The sequence below is a fragment of the Sphingorhabdus sp. YGSMI21 genome (genome assembly GCF_002776575.1).
Taxonomy (GTDB): domain Bacteria; phylum Pseudomonadota; class Alphaproteobacteria; order Sphingomonadales; family Sphingomonadaceae; genus Parasphingorhabdus.
The window spans coordinates 2189025-2205472 of the sequence record NZ_CP022548.1 but is presented as its reverse complement, the minus strand read 5'-3'; the positions used below and the strand labels follow the sequence as shown (position 1 = coordinate 2205472).

The window sequence follows — 16448 nt, the reverse complement described above, 5'->3', positions numbered from 1 at the left end:
TGTTTCTAGAAACTTCTGCTGGCCGCTAGCGCGCCCAATCTTGCGGTGATTGCGAAAAATTCGGTCACCGTTTCGTCGATAATCTGTTTGGCAGTTTTTACCTCGTCAATCAAACCGGAAGATTGCCCGGCCAGCCCGACGGAGGCCTCCATATCGCCACCGAAATAGACGTCCATGATGCCCTTGAACGTGTCCGCCGGCATCAGGCCCTCTTCATGGATTTTCGTCGTCCGCTCGGTCTTCAGCGCGCGGATGCAGGGCGAGGCCTTCTTGTTCAGCACATAAGTGCCGGTTTCCTTGGCGTCGAGTATCGCCTGCTTGTAATTCATATGCACCGGGCTTTCGGCACTGGACACAAAGCGCGTGCCCATCTGCACGCCTTCAGCGCCCAGAGCAAAAGCCGCCGCCATGCCCTTGCCGTCTGCAATGCCGCCAGCGGCGACCATCGGGATATCGGTCTGCCGGCGGATCGCCTGCAGCAGCACCAGGGTTGAGACTTCCTCCGGATTTTTGAAACCGCCGCCTTCTGCGCCTTCAACGATCAGGCCGTCGACGCCCGCTTCGACACAGCCCATGGCCGCGGCGACGGTCGGCACAGCGTGATAGACGATTATGCCCGCCTCCTGCAGCGGCCCCACAAATTTGCGCGGACTACCGGCAGAGGTCGTCACGAATTTTACGCCGGATTCGCATACGCGGGTCAGGATCGCCGGATCCTTGAGGAACATGATCGGCAGATTGACGCCAAAGGGGGCGTCGGTGAGATTTTTCATCTTCTCGATCTCGGCCATGCAATTTTCAGTCTCGCCCGAACTGGTCTCGATAATGCCCAGCCCGCCAGCGTTGCAGACAGCCGAAGCCAGCTGTGACCGGGCGATCCAGCCCATTGGTGCCTGCACGATCGGATATTTTGCGCCGCAATGTTCGAGGAAACGGTTCATAAGAAGTCTTTCTTCATTGGTGCCGGCCGGTCAGCCCATCGGATACATGATTTCCCGGCTGATCTTGTAGATGCGCTTCATCATTTCCGGGCTGAGTTCCAGATCGGCGGCGGCAAATACTTCCGGCAGCTGGTCCGTATGGGTGGCTCCGACAATAGTGGAAGCAACAAAATCATGCTGTTTCGACCAGGCTGTCGCTAATGTCACCGGAGCGACGCCCAGTTCTTCGGCTATGGCCATGAACCGCTTCGTCGATTCCTCGGACTTGGGATTGACGAACCGTTCCGCCATTTTCTTCTGTCGGCCGCCAAGCTTGAGATAGGCAGAGAAGCGCGCACCTTCCGGTGTCGCCCCGTCATTATATTTGCCCGAGAGGGCACCACCGGCGAGCGGCGAATAAGGGATTAGGCTCACCCCTTCTTCACGGCATACTTGCGCCAGTTCATCCTCGAACCGGCGATTGTTCATGCTGAAATTATTCTGGATCGTGCAATAGCGGGTGACGCCCAGCCGCTCGGACGCTTCCAGCGATTTCATCAGGCCCCAGCTCGTTTCGTTGGAACAGCCGATCGCGCGGATCTTGCCTTTGCGGATTTCCTCGTCGAGCACTTCCATCGTCTCGTCATAAGCGGTGCCATGATCGGGCCAGTGGGTCTGGTAGAGATCGATATAGTCGGTCTGCAGCCGCTTGAGGCTGTCGTCGAGCGCCTTGACGATATTGTGACGGTCGAGCGCGGTCATGCCAGCGCGTTGCGCCGAAGCGATCCAGCCGTGACTGGGACCGGAAACCTTGGTCGCGATAATCAGGCTGTCACGATCCTTGCCCTTCATCCAGCGGCCGACGATTTTTTCGGTTTCCCCGGCCCATTCCGGCTTGGGCGGCACCGGGTAATTTTCCGCCGTGTCGAAAAAGTTGATCCCCGCCTCGACCGATTCGTCCATGATCCGGTGCGACATCGCTTCGTCGGCGCCGCTGCCGAAGGTCATCGTGCCCATGCAGATTTCGGAAACATATATCGGGCTTCGGCCCAGGCGGCGTTTCTTCATGCAAATATCTCCGGGAAGCAGGGCGTTGAATTAACTGTGCGGTTAAGCGTCATAACCCGCAAGGGTTGCGAAACGCAATGCAATTTCTTTTGCGGCTAGCCCGCCTGACCGAGAACCAGACAGGCCAGAAATATCAGGAAACCGGCAAAGCGATTGGACCGGAACTTGTCCAGCGCATCGTCGCCGTCGCTGCTATTCAGGGTCGTAACCTGCCACAGAAGATGCAATCCGGCCGGCACCAAGGCCACCAAGGCCAGCCAATGCGGACGCAGCAGCCAGAATGCCGATGCCCAGCTGGCAAGCGCGATCAGGTAGAATGCGAGCACGCCGGAGCGGACATTATCGCCCAGCCGCAACGCACTGGACCGGATGCCGACCAGTGAATCGTCTTCCCGGTCCTGCAAGGCGTAGATCGTGTCATAGCCAATCACCCAGAATATCGCGCCAAGATAGAGCAAGAGCATCGCCCATTGGAATTGCGGCTGAATGGCCAGCCAGCCGACCAAGGCGCCCCAGCTGAACACCAGCCCCAGCCAGGCCTGCGGCCACCAGGTGATGCGCTTCATGAACGGATAGGCGGCGACCAGGGCGAGACTGCCCAGCGCGACCAGTTTGGCGGTCATGTTGAGCTGGAACCAGACGGTAAGCCCGATCAGGCATAATATGCCGAGCCAGATCCACGCTGCCCGCAGCGACGTGCCCCCGCTGGCCAATGGCCGCGAGCGGGTGCGCTCCACCTGACGGTCGAGATCGCGGTCGACAATATCATTATAGACACAGCCTGCCCCGCGCATGGCGATCGATCCGAGCAGCAGCCAGAGCAGCAAGTCCCATCGCTCGACCGCGCCACCGGCAAGCGCCACGCCCCAGGCGCAGGGCCAATAGAGCAACCACCAGCCGATCGGGCGGTCAAATCGGGCGAGCAGGGCGAATGGCCGCGCCGCAGCCGGCAGCAGGCCGACGATGCCCTTATGTTCGGAATCGGGGACGATATGATCTGACGGGCTGGACATGATGATCGCATATCGTCATTTCCCCGGCTCGTCATCCTGAACTTGTTTCAGGACCTCCCCCCCGGACAACAACTGTTTTCCGCAAGAGATGCTGAAATAAATTCAGCATGACGAGAATGAAAGCGGACGCTAAACACTGTCCCATGCCCGCCACGCCCGCCTATCCCCCGCACAGCGCCCCGCGCCTCTTTGTCGATCTCGCACTTTCCGAAGGCGCGGAAATCCGGCTCGACGGCAGCCATGCGCATTATCTGCTCAAGGTCATGCGAATCAAACAGGGTGACCCGGTGAAGCTGTTCGACGATCGGAGCGGCGAATATCTCGCCCATGTTTCGGCGCTGGGCAAGCGCGATCTCATCCTGCTGGTGAACGGCAAAACGCGTGAACGGGAAGCCGTTCCCGACCTCTGGCTGTGTACCGCGCCGATCAAGAAGGACCGGTTCAGCTGGATTGCGGAAAAGGCCACTGAACTGGGTGTGGCAAAGATGATCCCGGTGCAGACCGAACGCACTCAGAGCCACAATATCAAGCCGGAGAAGCTCCGCACCCATATGATCGAGGCAGCCGAACAATGCGAGCGCACCGCCCTGCCCGCGCTCGATCCGCTGATAAAATTGACCGATATGCTCGAACAATGGCCCGCCGACCGCCATCTCTTTTTCGCCGACGAACGCATCCATGAATCGGGAGAAGGTAGCTTCCGCAAGGCACTGGTTGCCCATGAAGGCCCTGCGGCAATCCTGATCGGTCCCGAAGGCGGCTTTACCGACGCGGAGAACGAGATGATCCGTGCCCTGCCTCAGTCGGTGCCGGTATCGCTCGGCCCGCGCATATTGCGCGCCGATACCGCCGCGCTGGCTGCGATCAGCCTGTGGATGGCCGGCCGCGGCGACTGGAATCCGGGCTAGCCAACGGCGCTGTTGCACCTGTCAGCGACGTAACCGTCCCGAAATGCTTGTAAAATCGAAGCGCCCATGCCCCGTGGTTAACCAATAATTAGCCCTATCCCGATAGGGGAAGCCCATGTTTTTGGGGAAATCTTTCGGGGGCCAGAGCCGATTGATCATCCACACATTGGTGTGGGGATTATTTTGCCTGTGCGCCACGGCTCTGTTCCCGGTTGCCAAGGCCGACGCGCAGACGGTTACGACTTATTCAAACACCAGCACGATCGCAATCCCGGACAACGCCTGTCCTGCCACAGTGAACCGCTATTTTACGGTCGGTACGAGCTATAGCATCGGGGATGTCGATATCGGCGTTCTGCTGGATCACACCTACCGGCGCGATCTGGAAATCAGCTTGACCTCGCCCGGCGGCACTGTCGTCACGCTGATGGACTATGTCGGTGGCAGCGCGAATAATCTCAATGTCAGGTTTGACGATGAAGGCAATGACGGTTCCATCACATCGCATACGTCCAACGATTCCCTGACACCCGTATATGCCAGCAGGAGAACGGCTCAGGACAGCCTCGCTGCCTTTGACGGCGAAAATGCTTTTGGTACGTGGACATTGAAGATTTGCGACCAGCAAGGCGTCGATACGGGATCCTTTCGCCGGGCCGATCTATATATCACCCAAGCGGCGCCATCCGCCGATCTGTCCCTGACCAAGAGTTTCGGTGCGACATCGACCAACACAGGCAAATATACATTGTCCGTGACCAATGCGGCGACTTCGGAACTGACGGCAACGGGAGTAACGGTTACCGACATTCTGCCTTCGGGAGTCTCGCTCACCGGCACGTCGGGCACCGGCGCCTATAGCGGCAGCATCTGGACTCTGGGGACAGCCATCGCGCCCGGACAGACATTTACAATCGAATTGAGCGTTACCGTAACCGCCTCGTCGGGGACCATCACCAACAACGCGCAAGTCCGCTCGTCTTCGGCTTATGATCCAGATTCGACGCCGAATAACGGGGTAACCAGCGAGGATGATTATGCCAGCGTCAGCTTTACCGCCGGTGGTCGCTTGCCGGGCTATGTACCGCCGCTGACATCCGTCTGCTCCATTGGCAATCAGATCCAGTTCAGCTGGGCGTCTCCGACGTCATGGTCACCTTCGGGGTCACTAAGCCAATCCTATAATGTCGCTGGTCTGGGCAATGTCCTGTTCGACGTCACCCGGCCGCCGAACGGCTTCACCAATGGCACCCCGGAAATAACCACCAGCAATAGCGGCGGCGGTGCCTCCGGCACCCGGGCGCTGTATTTCTACATGAACAACGGAAATGAAACGCACAGCTCCGCCACCACATTCACGCTGCCAGCCGCCGTTCCCGGCCTTCAGTTCAAGATCTTCGACATCGATTATGCGGCCAACCAGTTCACTGACAAGGTCACCGTGACCGGCACCTACAATGGCGCGACCGTGCTGCCGACCTTGTCGAACAACACGGCCAATTATGTCAGCGGCAATAGCGTGATTGGTGACGGCGCGTCAGGCGCAACCGATCCATTCGGCAATGTCGTTGTCACTTTCACCTCGCCGGTCGATTCGGTAACCGTCGTCTACGGCAACCATCTGCCGACCACTCCGACCTCGTCGGGCAATCAGGCGATGTCGATCCACGACATCACTTTCTGCCGGCCAACAACGACGCTCAGCGTCACCAAGATAAGTTCGATCATCAGCGATCCGGTAAACGGCTCGGACAATCCGAAACGCATCCCGCATGCCATCGTGCAATATTGCATCCTGATCAGCAACAGTGGCGCGACGACGGCGGATTCGATTGTCGCAACCGACAGTCTTTCCGGTCCGTTCACCTACAATCCGGGATCGATGCGAAGTGGCAGCAACTGCGGATCCGCGACAACGGTGGAGGATGACAATGCGACCGGTGGCGACGAAAGCGACCCTTATGGCGCATCCCTTGCCGGATCGACCATCACGGCGACCGCCGCGTCACTGGCGCCGGCCAGCAGCTTTGCGTTGACCTTCCAGGTTACGATCGACTAGCCGAGCCGCTTCAGGCGCACCAGTATTTCATCGAGCGACGACAGGAAGCGGGAACGATCCGCCTTGCTGAACGGTGGCGGTCCACCGATATTCTCGGTGCCCATGCCGGCGCGCAGATCGGCCATGATCGCCCGCGTTGCAACAGCGGCGCCGATAGAATCGGCAGTAAACGGCTTGCCGTTCGATGCAATGACCGCGGCCCCTTTCTTAACGCAGCGATCAGCCAGCAATATGTCGGATGTCACCACAATGGTGCGCGCGCCGGTGCGTTCCGCGATATAGTCATCTGCCGCATCGAAGGCATCGCTGACCACCACGCGGCTGACCAGCGGGTGCTTGGGCACCCGGAAGGGGCTATTGCTGACGATCACCACAGCCACATCATGGCGGTCCGCCACCCGGTAAATTTCGTCCTTTACCGGGCAGGCGTCCGCGTCGACCAATATCTGGATGGCACCGGTCACGAAACGGGTCAGTCGGCTTTGGGACCGCCCGGTTTTCCGCCTTCAAACGGCCGTTTCCCGCGATGCGGCTTTTTGCCGCCGCCAGGACCGGATTTGCGATCGCCCTTGAAATCGGATTTCTTCTTGAAGCCGCCACCAAATTCACGCTTGGGACCACCGCCGTCAGAGCCGCCTTCGCCGTCCGGCTTGCGCTTCTGGTAAGGCTTGCCGCCGCCGCTCGGCTTGTCACCGAATTTCTTGTCACCAAATTTATTCTTGCCGAATTTCTTGCCGCCAAATTTCTTGCTGGCGTTGCTATAGTCGCGCTTGCCTCCGGCATTGTCACCGCGCCCGCCCTTGCGGTTGCGCTTGGCTTCATCACGAGGTTTGCCTTCAAACTGGGTGATCACGATATCGTCGGTATCATCCCCGCCGGATTCTCTTTTCTCGGCAATCGCGGCAGTAAACTTGTCGACGACGCGGCGCGGGATTTCGAACAATGTGTCGTCACCGTTGATCCGGATCGCGCCGATTTCATTCTTGGTGATATGACCACGGCGGCACAATACCGGCAACAGCCAGCGAGCATCGGCGCGCTGGTTATGGCCAACGTTCATCTTGAACCAGACCGTATCTTCAAATCCCGGACGCGGACCGCCTGGCGCAGCTTGCGACTGGGCACCACGATCGAGCATCTGCTCTGGTGCCGGCATTTTCGCGCGGTGCGACTGCACCAGCATCGCGGCAATTTCTTCCGGCGTTTTCTCGGCCATCAGCCGCTTTGCCAATTCCCGGTCATCATCGTCGATTTCGACGGGCTGCAACAGGGTTTCGATCAGCCGCTCGGCGTCATTCTTGCGAATATCGGCACGGGTCGGTGCATCTTTCCACTCGGCGTTGATTTTCGCGCCGCGCAGCATGGATTCCACCCGCTTGCGCCGCTGGTAAGGCACGATGATAACCGCCGTACCCTTTTTGCCGGCACGTCCGGTACGACCGGATCGATGCTGCAATGTCTCGGCATCGCGTGGCATGTCGACATGCACAACGAGGCTCAATGTCGGGAGATCGAGGCCACGCGCGGCGACATCGGTTGCCACACAGACGCGGGCGCGCTTGCTGCGCAAAGCCTGCATCGCCTGGTTTCGTTCGCTCTGCGTATGCTCGCCGGACAAGGCCACGGCACTGAAACCGCGATCGACCAGACTGGCGTGCAGACGACGCACCGCCTCGCGCGTCGCGCAGAACAGCATCGCCGATTCCGCCTCATGGAAACGCAGCAGATTGACCACGGCATTTTCGGTGTCAGCCGGAGCAACGGTAATCGCCTGATAGGCAATATCACCGTGACCGCGATCTTCGCCGACAGTGGAAATGCGCAGCGCGTCGTTCTGATAGCGCTTGGCAAGATTGATGATCGGCTTTGGTATGGTGGCCGAAAACAGCAGTGTCCGACGCTGTTCGCCGGTCGCATCGAGAATTTCTTCGAGATCTTCTCGGAAACCCATGTCGAGCATTTCATCCGCCTCGTCGAGCACGGCGGCGCGAAGATTTTTCAAGTCGAGCGCACCGCGTTCGAGATGGTCACGCAACCGGCCCGGTGTACCGACAATGACGTGGGCGCCGCGACGCAGGGTCCGACGCTCTTTCGAAGCATCCATACCGCCGACGCAAGTCGCGATTTGCGCGCCTGCCGGCTGATAGAGCCAGGTCAGTTCACGGCTCACCTGCAGGGCAAGCTCGCGGGTCGGAGCGATCACCAACGCCAGCGGCTCGACCAGAAACGGGAAACGCCCGTTATCGTCGAGCAATTGCGGTGCCATCGCGAGACCAAAAGCTACGGTCTTGCCGGAGCCGGTCTGGGCGGAGACGATCAGGTCACGGCCATCCGCTTCCGGTTCAAGCACAGCGGCCTGCACCGGCGTCGGCTTGACATATTCGTGCGCTGCAAGCGCCTCTGCGAGAAGCGGGGATAATTTCGAGAAAGGCATAATATCTGTATTCCGTGGCAAAAGTGAAAGCCGCGCGGAAATGCCAGTCGCCTGCGGTTTATGAAGATTATGTTGTAATTAAAGGGTCTGCGCTGGGGATCATATTGCCTTGCCGGCAGCATGGCCACTCGCCCAAGCCCACTGAAAATTATAGCCACCGAGCCAGCCGGTGACATCAACGGCTTCGCCAATAGCATAAAAACCGGGCACTTGCCTAGCTTCCATATTTTTGGAGGAAAGTTCGACGGTGCTGATACCACCAGCGGTAACTTCGGCCTTGGCGAAACCCTCGGTTCCGTTGGGCATGAACCGCCAGTGGGAAAGGCGGCGCACGGCCTCGTCCAGCTTTTTGTCGGTCAGATTGCCCAGTTCCCCTTCGAGCGCGATCCGCTCGACGAGCGTCTCTGTTAGCCGCGCCGGCAGGTGGGCGTTGATCGCCTTTTTCAACGACAGCCGGGGCAATGATTTTTTCGCCTGAACCAGCCAGTCGCCCGCCAAATCGGGCAGAAAATCGATTTCGACCGATTCGCCATGCTGCCAATAAGAGGAAATCTGCAGAATGGCGGGGCCGGACAGGCCTTTATGGGTGAACAGGGCGGCCTCGCGGAACGCGGTTTTTCCACATCGCGCGATCACCGGAGCGGACACGCCGGAAAGCTCGCGGAACAATGTTTCTTCCCCGCCGAGAGTCAGCGGTACCAGCGCCGGTCGCGGCTCGACAATTTTCAGGCCAAATTGCCGCGCCAGATCATAAGCAAAACCCGTCGCGCCCATCTTCGGGATCGAGGGACCACCGGTCGCGACAACCAGCGAAGGCGCGAAAGCCGTTTCTCCGCCATATTCGACGCGATAGCGGCCATCGGCATGGCAGACACCGGTAATGGATCTCCCGAGCGAGAGGCTGACCATGTCAGCCGGACACTCGTCCATCAGCATCGCGACAATCTGCTTGGCCGAACCGTCACAGAATAGCTGTCCCAATGTCTTCTCGTGCCAGTCGATGCCATAGCGATCGACCAAGGCGATAAAATCAGCGGCAGAATAGCGGCTCAAAGCGGATTTCGCGAAATGCCTGTTCTGCGACAGATAGCGGTCGGGTGCGGTGCCGATATTGGTGAAATTGCAGCGTCCGCCGCCCGAGATCAGGATTTTCTTCCCCGGCTCGTCGGCATGGTCGATCAGCAATATCTTGCGCCCGCGCTGTCCGGCGACCGCCGCGCACATCAGCCCGGCGCCGCCTGCACCGAGGATGATTGCATCATAATGGGTCGGGACTTTGGGCATCGGTTGGTTGGAAACTTTCTAACATCGGCAATGGCTGCGATTGCCGTCCGGGTTGCGCCTTTGCCTGCCGCGTGCACCCATTCATTCCGGTTTGGGAGCGGGTCTTGCCGGCAAGCAACCGCTCCAGCGAAGCCGGGGCTGCGCGAGGGCGCGTTTAACAGCGATGCCGCCCATTGGCAACGGCTGTGAAGGGCGCATCTCCCTGCTATATTCATTGGAACGAAGCCGGGTTCCCCTCTCTGCCAAACAGATGATGGATCCGCTCCCGCGCAACCTTTTGCTGATGTCCGCGTTTTCAATCCAAGAGCAATCGAAAGTCGATGGAGCCAGTTATGATCAGCAGCCTTGCCTACGCTATCGTCCTGATGGGATGTTCGGACGACATGAGCATGTGCCGGGAAATGGCCCGGGACGAACGCGTCTTTGCAACGCTGCGCGAATGCGAAAGAACCGAAGCCCAGGCGCTGCGGTCCGAAGTGGCGCTGAAGATCGACTATCCGGTCGTAGCCTCGAAATGCGCCAAGGGCGCAGACAAATTTGCACAGAAAGGCGCGGCGCATATTGGAGGATGACACGAACCATAGCAGCCGGGAGGCCAGTGCAACGCCTTCGACTGAACAGCAGCCGAGCCATATGACACCGACAAAAAGACAATTGTCGACAACCATTTTTCTGTTGTCGCTGGGCCTGTTTCTGGCGTTGCCCTTCGTATTGTCCGCGGGCGCTGTTTTCTTCAGGCCCCTGTTCGCCGCGATGGTCATCATGCTGATGCTGTTGCCCTTGACCAGCGGACTTACAAAGCTGGGGCTACCCAATCCGATTTCCGCCTTTTTGTCCGTCCTCACCTTCCTGTTCTTCCTCGCCTTCGCATTCCTGCTCATCCTGCAGCCGGCCCTCGAGCTTGCGGAGCGTTTTCCCGACATCACCAATATATTGCAGGAGCGACTGGTCGATATCCGCCAGTTCACCGCTTCGGTATCGCAAATGGGCACGGAATTTTCGTCCACCATCGGCGAAACCAGAGGCCGGGAAGTGGTCCTGGCGAGCCCGACCGTCATGGAAGAAGCCGCTTATGCAACACCCGCCGTGCTACTCGAACTGCTGCTGGTCCTGTTGCTCGTCTATTTCATGCTGGAATCCCGCCTGCGGCTGAAGCGGATCATATTATCGAAACGCTCGACCCTCGCGTCCAGTCTGAAAGCGGCACGCGCCGGGCGCAGCATCACCGGAGATCTTTCCCACTATATCGGGGCCGTAACCTCGATCAACATCGCGGTCGGCGTGATCGTCGCATTCGGCGCATGGGCGCTCGATATCGAATCGCCGCTGATGTGGGGTGGCCTGGCCGCCATATTGAACTTCATCCCCTATCTGGGGCCGATGCTGATGGCCGTGCTGCTGTTCGGCTTCGGGGCCGCCTCGACCGGCGATCTGGGCGGCGGCCTGGTTCCAACCTTGGCCTATATCGGCGTGCAGGCTGTCGAAGCCAATCTCGTCACGCCATCGATATTGGGCCGGCGCTTTTCCATGAACCCGGTCGTGATCCTGCTGGCGATCAGCTATTTCACCTGGATTTGGGGTCTGGCGGGCGCGTTGATCGCGGTTCCCCTTCTGATCGTGGGCAAAGCGCTTCTCACCCAGACCGGAAGTCCGAATATCATCGGTTTCATTCTGGGAGAGCCGCTGTTCGATTCTCCAGGAGACGAACATATGGAAGCGCACGGTCGCTAAAGCCACTCACACGGCGCCCTGCATGTATCGCCGGGCTACCACAGGAATTCTCCGCCTGAAGTATAGGAAAAACGATCAGTTATGGGAGATATAGGAAAATGGTGGAGCCTAGCGGGATCGAACCGCTGACCTCTTCGCTGCCAGCGAAGCGCTCTCCCAGCTGAGCTAAGGCCCCATGTGAAGAGCGCCTTTAATCCAGACACTCTCCAATATGCAAATCAAAAATTAGGTTTCGTCGGGTTCGTCGTCACCTTTGCCTTTGCTGACGCCCAAATCGTCGTCACCGCCAAGGTCAACTTCATTGTCCGGGGATGGCTCGTCATCGTCGATGTTGATGTCCAAATCATCATCGTCCACTGCATCCTCTTCCTTCTTCACGGCCTTCTTTGGCGCTTCGAAAGGCATAGGCTGTTTGGATTTCAGAACCGCTTCTGGCACGAAGCTTTCCCCGCATTCAACACAGGTTGCCGGGTCTTCCTTGCCCAGATCGTAAAAGCGCGTTCCACATTTCGGGCATGTGCGTTTTGTGCCCCATTCCGGTTTAACCATGGCTGGTGTCCAAATCCTGTCTAAATCAATTCGTTGATAGGTAAGTCTGCTATGCGCCGAGTCAAGTATTGCCTAAATCAGCCGCGAAATCCGGCGCGCCTTGCCATAGCTTTGCAGCGCTGTCAAAAGCCGTTTGATATTCCTGCACGAATCATTCGTGCGTTCCGCTAACAAAGCTCTGACATGACCAGCAACACTCCACAGCCAGTTACGTTCAAACCGTCTGGCCCGCTCAGCGGCGAGATTTCCGTCCCTGGTGACAAATCCATATCACATCGCGCGCTGATATTATCGGCGCTCGCCGTCGGCAAAAGCCGGATCTCCGGTCTGCTGGAAGGAGAGGATGTTCTCGCCACCGCAGCAGCCTTGCGAGCCATGGGTGCCAGAATCGAGAAAAAGGACGACATCTGGACGGTATATGGCGTCGGTGTCGGCGGATTGATGCAGCCCGGCAATGCGCTCGACATGGGCAATAGCGGCACCTCGACCCGTCTGCTGATGGGACTGATCGCTTCCCACGGAATTTCCGCGACCTTTGTCGGCGATGCCAGCCTCTCGAAACGGCCGATGGGTCGAGTGATCGATCCACTCTCCGAGATGGGCGCGGACATCCAGGCCCGCGAGACTTCCGATCACAAATCCTGCCTGCCGTTGACGGTGCGCGGTCTTTGCCCGGCCATTCCGATTGAATATCGCCTGCCGGTCGCCTCTGCACAGGTCAAGTCGGCGATTCTGCTGGCCGGCCTCAATACGCCGGGCATCACCCGGATCATCGAGCCTGTACTCACCCGAGATCATAGCGAGACAATGCTCAAGGGATTCGGCGCGGACATCAGCGTGGAGACAGACGCCGACGGGTGCCGGATCATTTCGCTCACCGGCGAGACGGAACTGCAGCCACAGAAGATCAAGGTGCCGGGAGACCCCTCCTCTGCCGCCTTCATGGTGGTTGCAGCCCTGATCGTCCCCGGCTCCGATATCATTATCGAAAATGTCGGCATCAACCCGACGCGCGCCGGTCTGTTTGGCATATTGCAGCAAATGGGCGGCGATATACGCTTCCTCAAAAAGCGCACCGTTGGCGGTGAGCCGGTCGCAGATATTCATGCAAAACACAGCTCTCTTTCGGGCATCGATGTGCCGGCCGATATAGCTCCCAGCATGATCGACGAGTTCCCGATATTGTTCGTCGCTGCCGCCTTGGCCAGTGGCGAAACCACCACTCGCGGCCTGCACGAATTGCGGGTCAAGGAGTCCGACCGCCTGTCGCAAATGGCAAAGGGACTTGAGGCGCTGGGCGTAAAATTGACGGAGAAGGATGATGGCCTGCTGATCGAAGGCAGCGGCGGCAAGCCGTTATCCGAAGGAAAAGCCAGGCCGGCGATCGAAACCGCACTGGATCACCGTATCGCCATGAGCTTCGCCGTCGCGGCTATGGTGACAAAATCCGGATTGACGATTGACGATGTTACGCCTGTGCAAACCAGCTTTCCGGGATTTCAAGACCTCATGATGACGCTTGCCTCCTGATGATCGACGGATTTACCGCCAATGTCATCGGAATTACGGGCAGCATTCTTGTCGTTTTTGCCTATGGTTATAATGTCTATGCGGACGCGGTGAACCCGTTTATCTATAACGGCACCAACCTGCTGGGCGCCCTTTTGCTCACCGTCTCTCTCATGGTATATTTCAATCTGGCATCATTTCTGCTGGAAATGGTCTGGATTTCCATTGCCGTGGGCGGTCTCTGGAAGGCGTACCGGAACCGTGCGGGTTCAGGCTCATGATCATCGCTGTCGATGGCCCCACCGCCTCGGGGAAAGGCACGATTTCAAAACGGCTGGCGAAACATTTCGCCCTGCCCTTTCTCGACACCGGGTTGCTTTATCGCGCGGTCGGCTGGACGCTCCGCGAACAGGGCGGGAACGCCGACAATCCCGGAGACGCGCTGGCCGCTTGCCAGTTTGACGGTGCCTTGCTCGACAATCCGGGATTGCGCAGCGAAACGGTCGGTGGACTGGCCAGCCGGGTGTCAATCCATCCGGAGGTTCGGCGCGCGCTGGACAAACGGCAACGGGATTTTGCCTATCAGCCTGCCGGGGCGGTACTGGATGGACGCGATATCGGCACGGTCATCGCGCCCGATGCCGACGTAAAATTGTTTGTGACCGCCTCTTCGGAAGCGCGCGCCGTGAGGCGTTTCGAGGAAATGAAGCGGCGCGGCGAGCCAGCCAATTTCGATGATATCCTGGCCGACATTCTAAAGCGCGACGATCGGGACAAAAACCGCAGTACGGCGCCGCTCAAGCCTGCGGAAGATGCAGACTTGCTTGATACCACCAATTTGACTATAGACGCCGCCGTTCAACAGGCAATTGCCTTGGTGAATGCGAGGACAAGCGGCCGGGATAAAGAAGAACCGGCCTAGCAGACAGTTGATGCGCAAGACGGGCTGGACAAGAACCGGCACGACTTTGGCGCAGCTTTTGGTATTTGCACTTGCCCACGTATAAGCCAGTATCGGCAGTTTTCTGATGGATGCAGCGGTCGCATGAGGTGGCCGCGGCAATTTTGGTCCAAGACCGGCGGAACCAACCGCCTGGCCAGAAAAATTGACTATCAAGGAATAAACCATATGGCCTCAACGGCATTCCCAACCCGCGACGATTTCGCGGCAATGTTAAACGAATCACTCGGTGGCGAAGATCAGGGCTTTGAAGGCCGCGTCGTCAAAGGCACCGTAACCGGCATCGAAAACGACATGGCTGTCATCGATGTAGGATTGAAATCAGAAGGCCGTGTAGCGCTGCGCGAATTCGCCGCTCCTGGTCAGAAAGCCGACATTTCCATTGGCGACGAAGTCGAAGTCTATGTCGACCGCATCGAGAATGTGAACGGCGAAGCCATGCTGTCCCGCGATCGCGCCCGCCGCGAAGCAAGCTGGGACAAGCTGGAAAAAGAATATGACGAAGGCAATCGCGTCGAAGGCATTATCTTCGGTCGCGTCAAAGGCGGCTTCACGGTTGACCTCGACGGCGCCGTAGCCTTCCTGCCCGGCAGCCAGGTCGACGTCCGCCCCGTGCGCGACGTTACTCCGCTTATGGACATCGCCCAGCCTTTCCAGATCCTCAAGATGGATCGCAAGCGCGGCAATATCGTTGTTTCGCGTCGTGCCATTCTCGAAGAAACCCGCGCAGAACAGCGCAGCGGTCTCATCGAGTCGCTGGCTGAAGGTCAGGTTACCGAAGGCGTCGTCAAGAATATCACCGATTATGGTGCGTTTGTTGACCTCGGCGGCATCGACGGCCTGCTCCATGTTACCGATCTTTCCTACAAGCGGGTCAACCACCCGAACGAGATGATCAACATCGGCGACACGCTGAAAGTCCAGATCATCAAGATCAACAAGGACACCCAGCGTATCTCGCTTGGCATGAAACAGCTCGAAAGCGATCCTTGGGATAGCGCAACCGAGAAATATGCTGTCGGCACCAAGCTTACCGGCTCGGTTACCAACATCACCGAATATGGTGCTTTCGTCGAACTGGAACCAGGCATCGAAGGCCTTGTCCATGTTTCCGAAATGAGCTGGACCAAGAAGAACGTCCACCCGGGCAAGATCGTTTCCACCTCGCAGGAAGTGGAAGTCATCGTTCTCGAAGTCGACACCGAAAAGCGTCGTATTTCGCTTGGCCTCAAACAGGCTCAGTCCAACCCGTGGACCGACTTTGCGGATACGCACCCGGTTGGCAGCACCGTTGAAGGCGAAGTCAAGAATGCGACCGAATTCGGTCTGTTCATCGGTCTCGAAGGCGACGTTGACGGCATGGTTCACATGTCCGACATCGCTTGGGGCATTTCCGGTGAAGACGCGCTCAACCTCCACCACAAGGGTGAGCAGGTCAAAGCGATCGTTCTCGACATCGATGTCGACAAGGAACGTATCTCGCTCGGCATGAAGCAGCTTGAAAAAGGTGCACCTGCCATGGGCGGAGCGGACACCGGCGGCCTCAAGAAAGGCGCTGTGGCAACCGTCACCGTATTGGAAGTCCGCGACGGCGGTCTCGAAGTCCAGATGGGCGACGATGGCGCAACCGGCTTCATCAAGCGCAACGATCTGGGTCGCGACCGCGACGAACAGCGTCCGGACCGCTTCCAGGTCGGCCAGAAGCTCGACGCCATGATCACCGGTTTCGACCGTTCGAAGAAGCCGAACTTCTCGATCAAGGCCCATCAGCTGGCAGAAGAGAAGCAGGCTGTGGAACAGTTCGGTTCGACCGATTCCGGTGCAAGCCTCGGCGACATCCTCGGTGCCGCGCTGAAGAAGAAAGAAGAATAGTTCTTCAAACACAGCATAGCTATTACGGAAAGGCCCGCCCCCTGATCGGGGCGGGCTTTTTCTTTTCCCTGTCCCATTTCACACCGATTTTCTGACAAGGTTGCCAAGACCATTGAAAATAGACATAATTTCTGGCATCA

General features: G+C 58.4%; 15 protein-coding genes and 1 tRNA gene. 8 read left to right on the top strand and 8 right to left on the bottom strand.

The genetic code is table 11. The features are described from left to right. Window positions 1-5: 5 nt before the first annotated feature. From CHN51_RS10805 to ubiA, 3 genes are all read right to left on the bottom strand, one after another. Entirely contained in the window at window positions 6-941 is a 936-nt protein-coding gene (locus CHN51_RS10805) for a nitronate monooxygenase family protein (protein WP_100094021.1), read from the bottom strand. Window positions 942-971: 30 nt separating this feature from the next. Beyond that, window positions 972-1988 (bottom strand): aldo/keto reductase, encoded by a 1017-nt coding sequence (locus CHN51_RS10800; protein WP_100094020.1) that lies wholly within the window; start codon window positions 1986-1988, stop codon window positions 972-974. Window positions 1989-2083: 95 nt separating this feature from the next. Beyond that, the gene (gene ubiA, locus CHN51_RS10795; protein WP_100094019.1) at window positions 2084-3001 is read right to left on the bottom strand and encodes a 4-hydroxybenzoate octaprenyltransferase; all 918 of its coding nucleotides are present in this window, start codon (window positions 2999-3001) and stop codon (window positions 2084-2086) included. Between the two features lie 143 nt (window positions 3002-3144). Here ubiA and CHN51_RS10790 point away from each other — a divergent pair, with 143 nt between their 5' ends. Beyond that, window positions 3145-3909: a 16S rRNA (uracil(1498)-N(3))-methyltransferase gene (locus CHN51_RS10790; protein WP_100094018.1), complete on the top strand. Its 765-nt coding sequence runs from the start codon at window positions 3145-3147 to the stop codon at window positions 3907-3909. Between the two features lie 115 nt (window positions 3910-4024). Next, window positions 4025-5968, top strand: coding sequence for a proprotein convertase P-domain-containing protein (locus CHN51_RS10785; RefSeq protein ID WP_100094017.1), 1944 nt, complete (start codon window positions 4025-4027; stop codon window positions 5966-5968). Here the strand turns inward: CHN51_RS10785 and CHN51_RS10780 are convergent. From CHN51_RS10780 to CHN51_RS10770, 3 genes are all read right to left on the bottom strand, one after another. Beyond that, window positions 5965-6420 carry a YaiI/YqxD family protein gene (locus tag CHN51_RS10780; protein ID WP_100095582.1) on the bottom strand — a complete coding sequence of 152 codons (456 nt, stop codon included), beginning with the start codon at window positions 6418-6420 and terminating at the stop codon, window positions 5965-5967. The genes CHN51_RS10785 and CHN51_RS10780 overlap by 4 nt on opposite strands. 20 nt (window positions 6421-6440) lie before the next feature. Further along, window positions 6441-8402, bottom strand: coding sequence for a DEAD/DEAH box helicase (locus CHN51_RS10775; RefSeq protein ID WP_100094016.1), 1962 nt, complete (start codon window positions 8400-8402; stop codon window positions 6441-6443). Window positions 8403-8501: 99 nt separating this feature from the next. Next, window positions 8502-9686: an NAD(P)/FAD-dependent oxidoreductase gene (locus CHN51_RS10770; protein ID WP_100094015.1), complete on the bottom strand. Its 1185-nt coding sequence runs from the start codon at window positions 9684-9686 to the stop codon at window positions 8502-8504. Between the two features lie 332 nt (window positions 9687-10018). On the opposite strand from CHN51_RS10770, the gene CHN51_RS10765 reads away from it, so the two are divergent. Further along, window positions 10019-10258 carry a hypothetical protein gene (locus CHN51_RS10765; RefSeq protein ID WP_100094014.1) on the top strand — a complete coding sequence of 80 codons (240 nt, stop codon included), beginning with the start codon at window positions 10019-10021 and terminating at the stop codon, window positions 10256-10258. 61 nt (window positions 10259-10319) lie between these two features. Next, a complete protein-coding gene (locus CHN51_RS10760) occupies window positions 10320-11417 on the top strand; it encodes an AI-2E family transporter (protein WP_100094013.1) in 1098 nt (365 codons plus the stop codon). Between the two features lie 99 nt (window positions 11418-11516). Here the strand turns inward: CHN51_RS10760 and CHN51_RS10755 are convergent. Beyond that, window positions 11517-11592, bottom strand: a tRNA-Ala gene (locus tag CHN51_RS10755). A gap of 50 nt (window positions 11593-11642) precedes the next feature. Then, the gene (locus tag CHN51_RS10750) at window positions 11643-11966 is read right to left on the bottom strand and encodes a TIGR02300 family protein (RefSeq protein WP_100094012.1); all 324 of its coding nucleotides are present in this window, start codon (window positions 11964-11966) and stop codon (window positions 11643-11645) included. Window positions 11967-12149: 183 nt separating this feature from the next. On the opposite strand from CHN51_RS10750, the gene aroA reads away from it, so the two are divergent. The 4 genes from aroA to rpsA all read left to right on the top strand — a co-directional run bounded on the left by aroA (window position 12150) and on the right by rpsA (window position 16308). Then, a complete protein-coding gene (aroA, locus tag CHN51_RS10745; RefSeq protein ID WP_100094011.1) occupies window positions 12150-13496 on the top strand; it encodes a 3-phosphoshikimate 1-carboxyvinyltransferase in 1347 nt (448 codons plus the stop codon). Further along, a complete protein-coding gene (locus CHN51_RS10740; RefSeq protein WP_100094010.1) occupies window positions 13496-13756 on the top strand; it encodes a permease in 261 nt (86 codons plus the stop codon). The genes aroA and CHN51_RS10740 overlap by 1 nt, the downstream gene beginning before the upstream one ends. Then, window positions 13753-14397 carry a d(CMP) kinase gene (locus CHN51_RS10735; protein WP_100094009.1) on the top strand — a complete coding sequence of 215 codons (645 nt, stop codon included), beginning with the start codon at window positions 13753-13755 and terminating at the stop codon, window positions 14395-14397. The genes CHN51_RS10740 and CHN51_RS10735 overlap by 4 nt, the downstream gene beginning before the upstream one ends. Window positions 14398-14604: 207 nt before the next feature. Next, complete coding sequence (rpsA, locus tag CHN51_RS10730) at window positions 14605-16308, top strand: 30S ribosomal protein S1 (protein WP_100095581.1); 1704 nt, start codon at window positions 14605-14607, stop codon at window positions 16306-16308. Window positions 16309-16448: the final 140 nt, after the last annotated feature.

Excerpts from the sequence above, each read along its gene's own strand:
- aroA (WP_100094011.1), top strand. The coding sequence starts at position 12,150 with ATGACCAGCAACACTCCACAGCCAGTTACGTTCAAACCGTCTGGCCCG.
- CHN51_RS10800 (WP_100094020.1), bottom strand. The coding sequence starts at position 1,988 with ATGAAGAAACGCCGCCTGGGCCGAAGCCCGATATATGTTTCCGAAATC.
- CHN51_RS10790 (WP_100094018.1), top strand. The coding sequence starts at position 3,145 with ATGCCCGCCACGCCCGCCTATCCCCCGCACAGCGCCCCGCGCCTCTTT.
- CHN51_RS10805 (WP_100094021.1), bottom strand. The coding sequence starts at position 941 with ATGAACCGTTTCCTCGAACATTGCGGCGCAAAATATCCGATCGTGCAG.
- rpsA (WP_100095581.1), top strand. The coding sequence starts at position 14,605 with ATGGCCTCAACGGCATTCCCAACCCGCGACGATTTCGCGGCAATGTTA.
- CHN51_RS10770 (WP_100094015.1), bottom strand. The coding sequence starts at position 9,686 with ATGCCCAAAGTCCCGACCCATTATGATGCAATCATCCTCGGTGCAGGC.
- CHN51_RS10760 (WP_100094013.1), top strand. The coding sequence starts at position 10,320 with ATGACACCGACAAAAAGACAATTGTCGACAACCATTTTTCTGTTGTCG.
- CHN51_RS10785 (WP_100094017.1), top strand. The coding sequence starts at position 4,025 with ATGTTTTTGGGGAAATCTTTCGGGGGCCAGAGCCGATTGATCATCCAC.
- CHN51_RS10735 (WP_100094009.1), top strand. The coding sequence starts at position 13,753 with ATGATCATCGCTGTCGATGGCCCCACCGCCTCGGGGAAAGGCACGATT.
- CHN51_RS10750 (WP_100094012.1), bottom strand. The coding sequence starts at position 11,966 with ATGGTTAAACCGGAATGGGGCACAAAACGCACATGCCCGAAATGTGGA.
- CHN51_RS10740 (WP_100094010.1), top strand. The coding sequence starts at position 13,496 with ATGATCGACGGATTTACCGCCAATGTCATCGGAATTACGGGCAGCATT.
- CHN51_RS10775 (WP_100094016.1), bottom strand. The coding sequence starts at position 8,402 with ATGCCTTTCTCGAAATTATCCCCGCTTCTCGCAGAGGCGCTTGCAGCG.
- CHN51_RS10765 (WP_100094014.1), top strand. The coding sequence starts at position 10,019 with ATGATCAGCAGCCTTGCCTACGCTATCGTCCTGATGGGATGTTCGGAC.
- ubiA (WP_100094019.1), bottom strand. The coding sequence starts at position 3,001 with ATGTCCAGCCCGTCAGATCATATCGTCCCCGATTCCGAACATAAGGGC.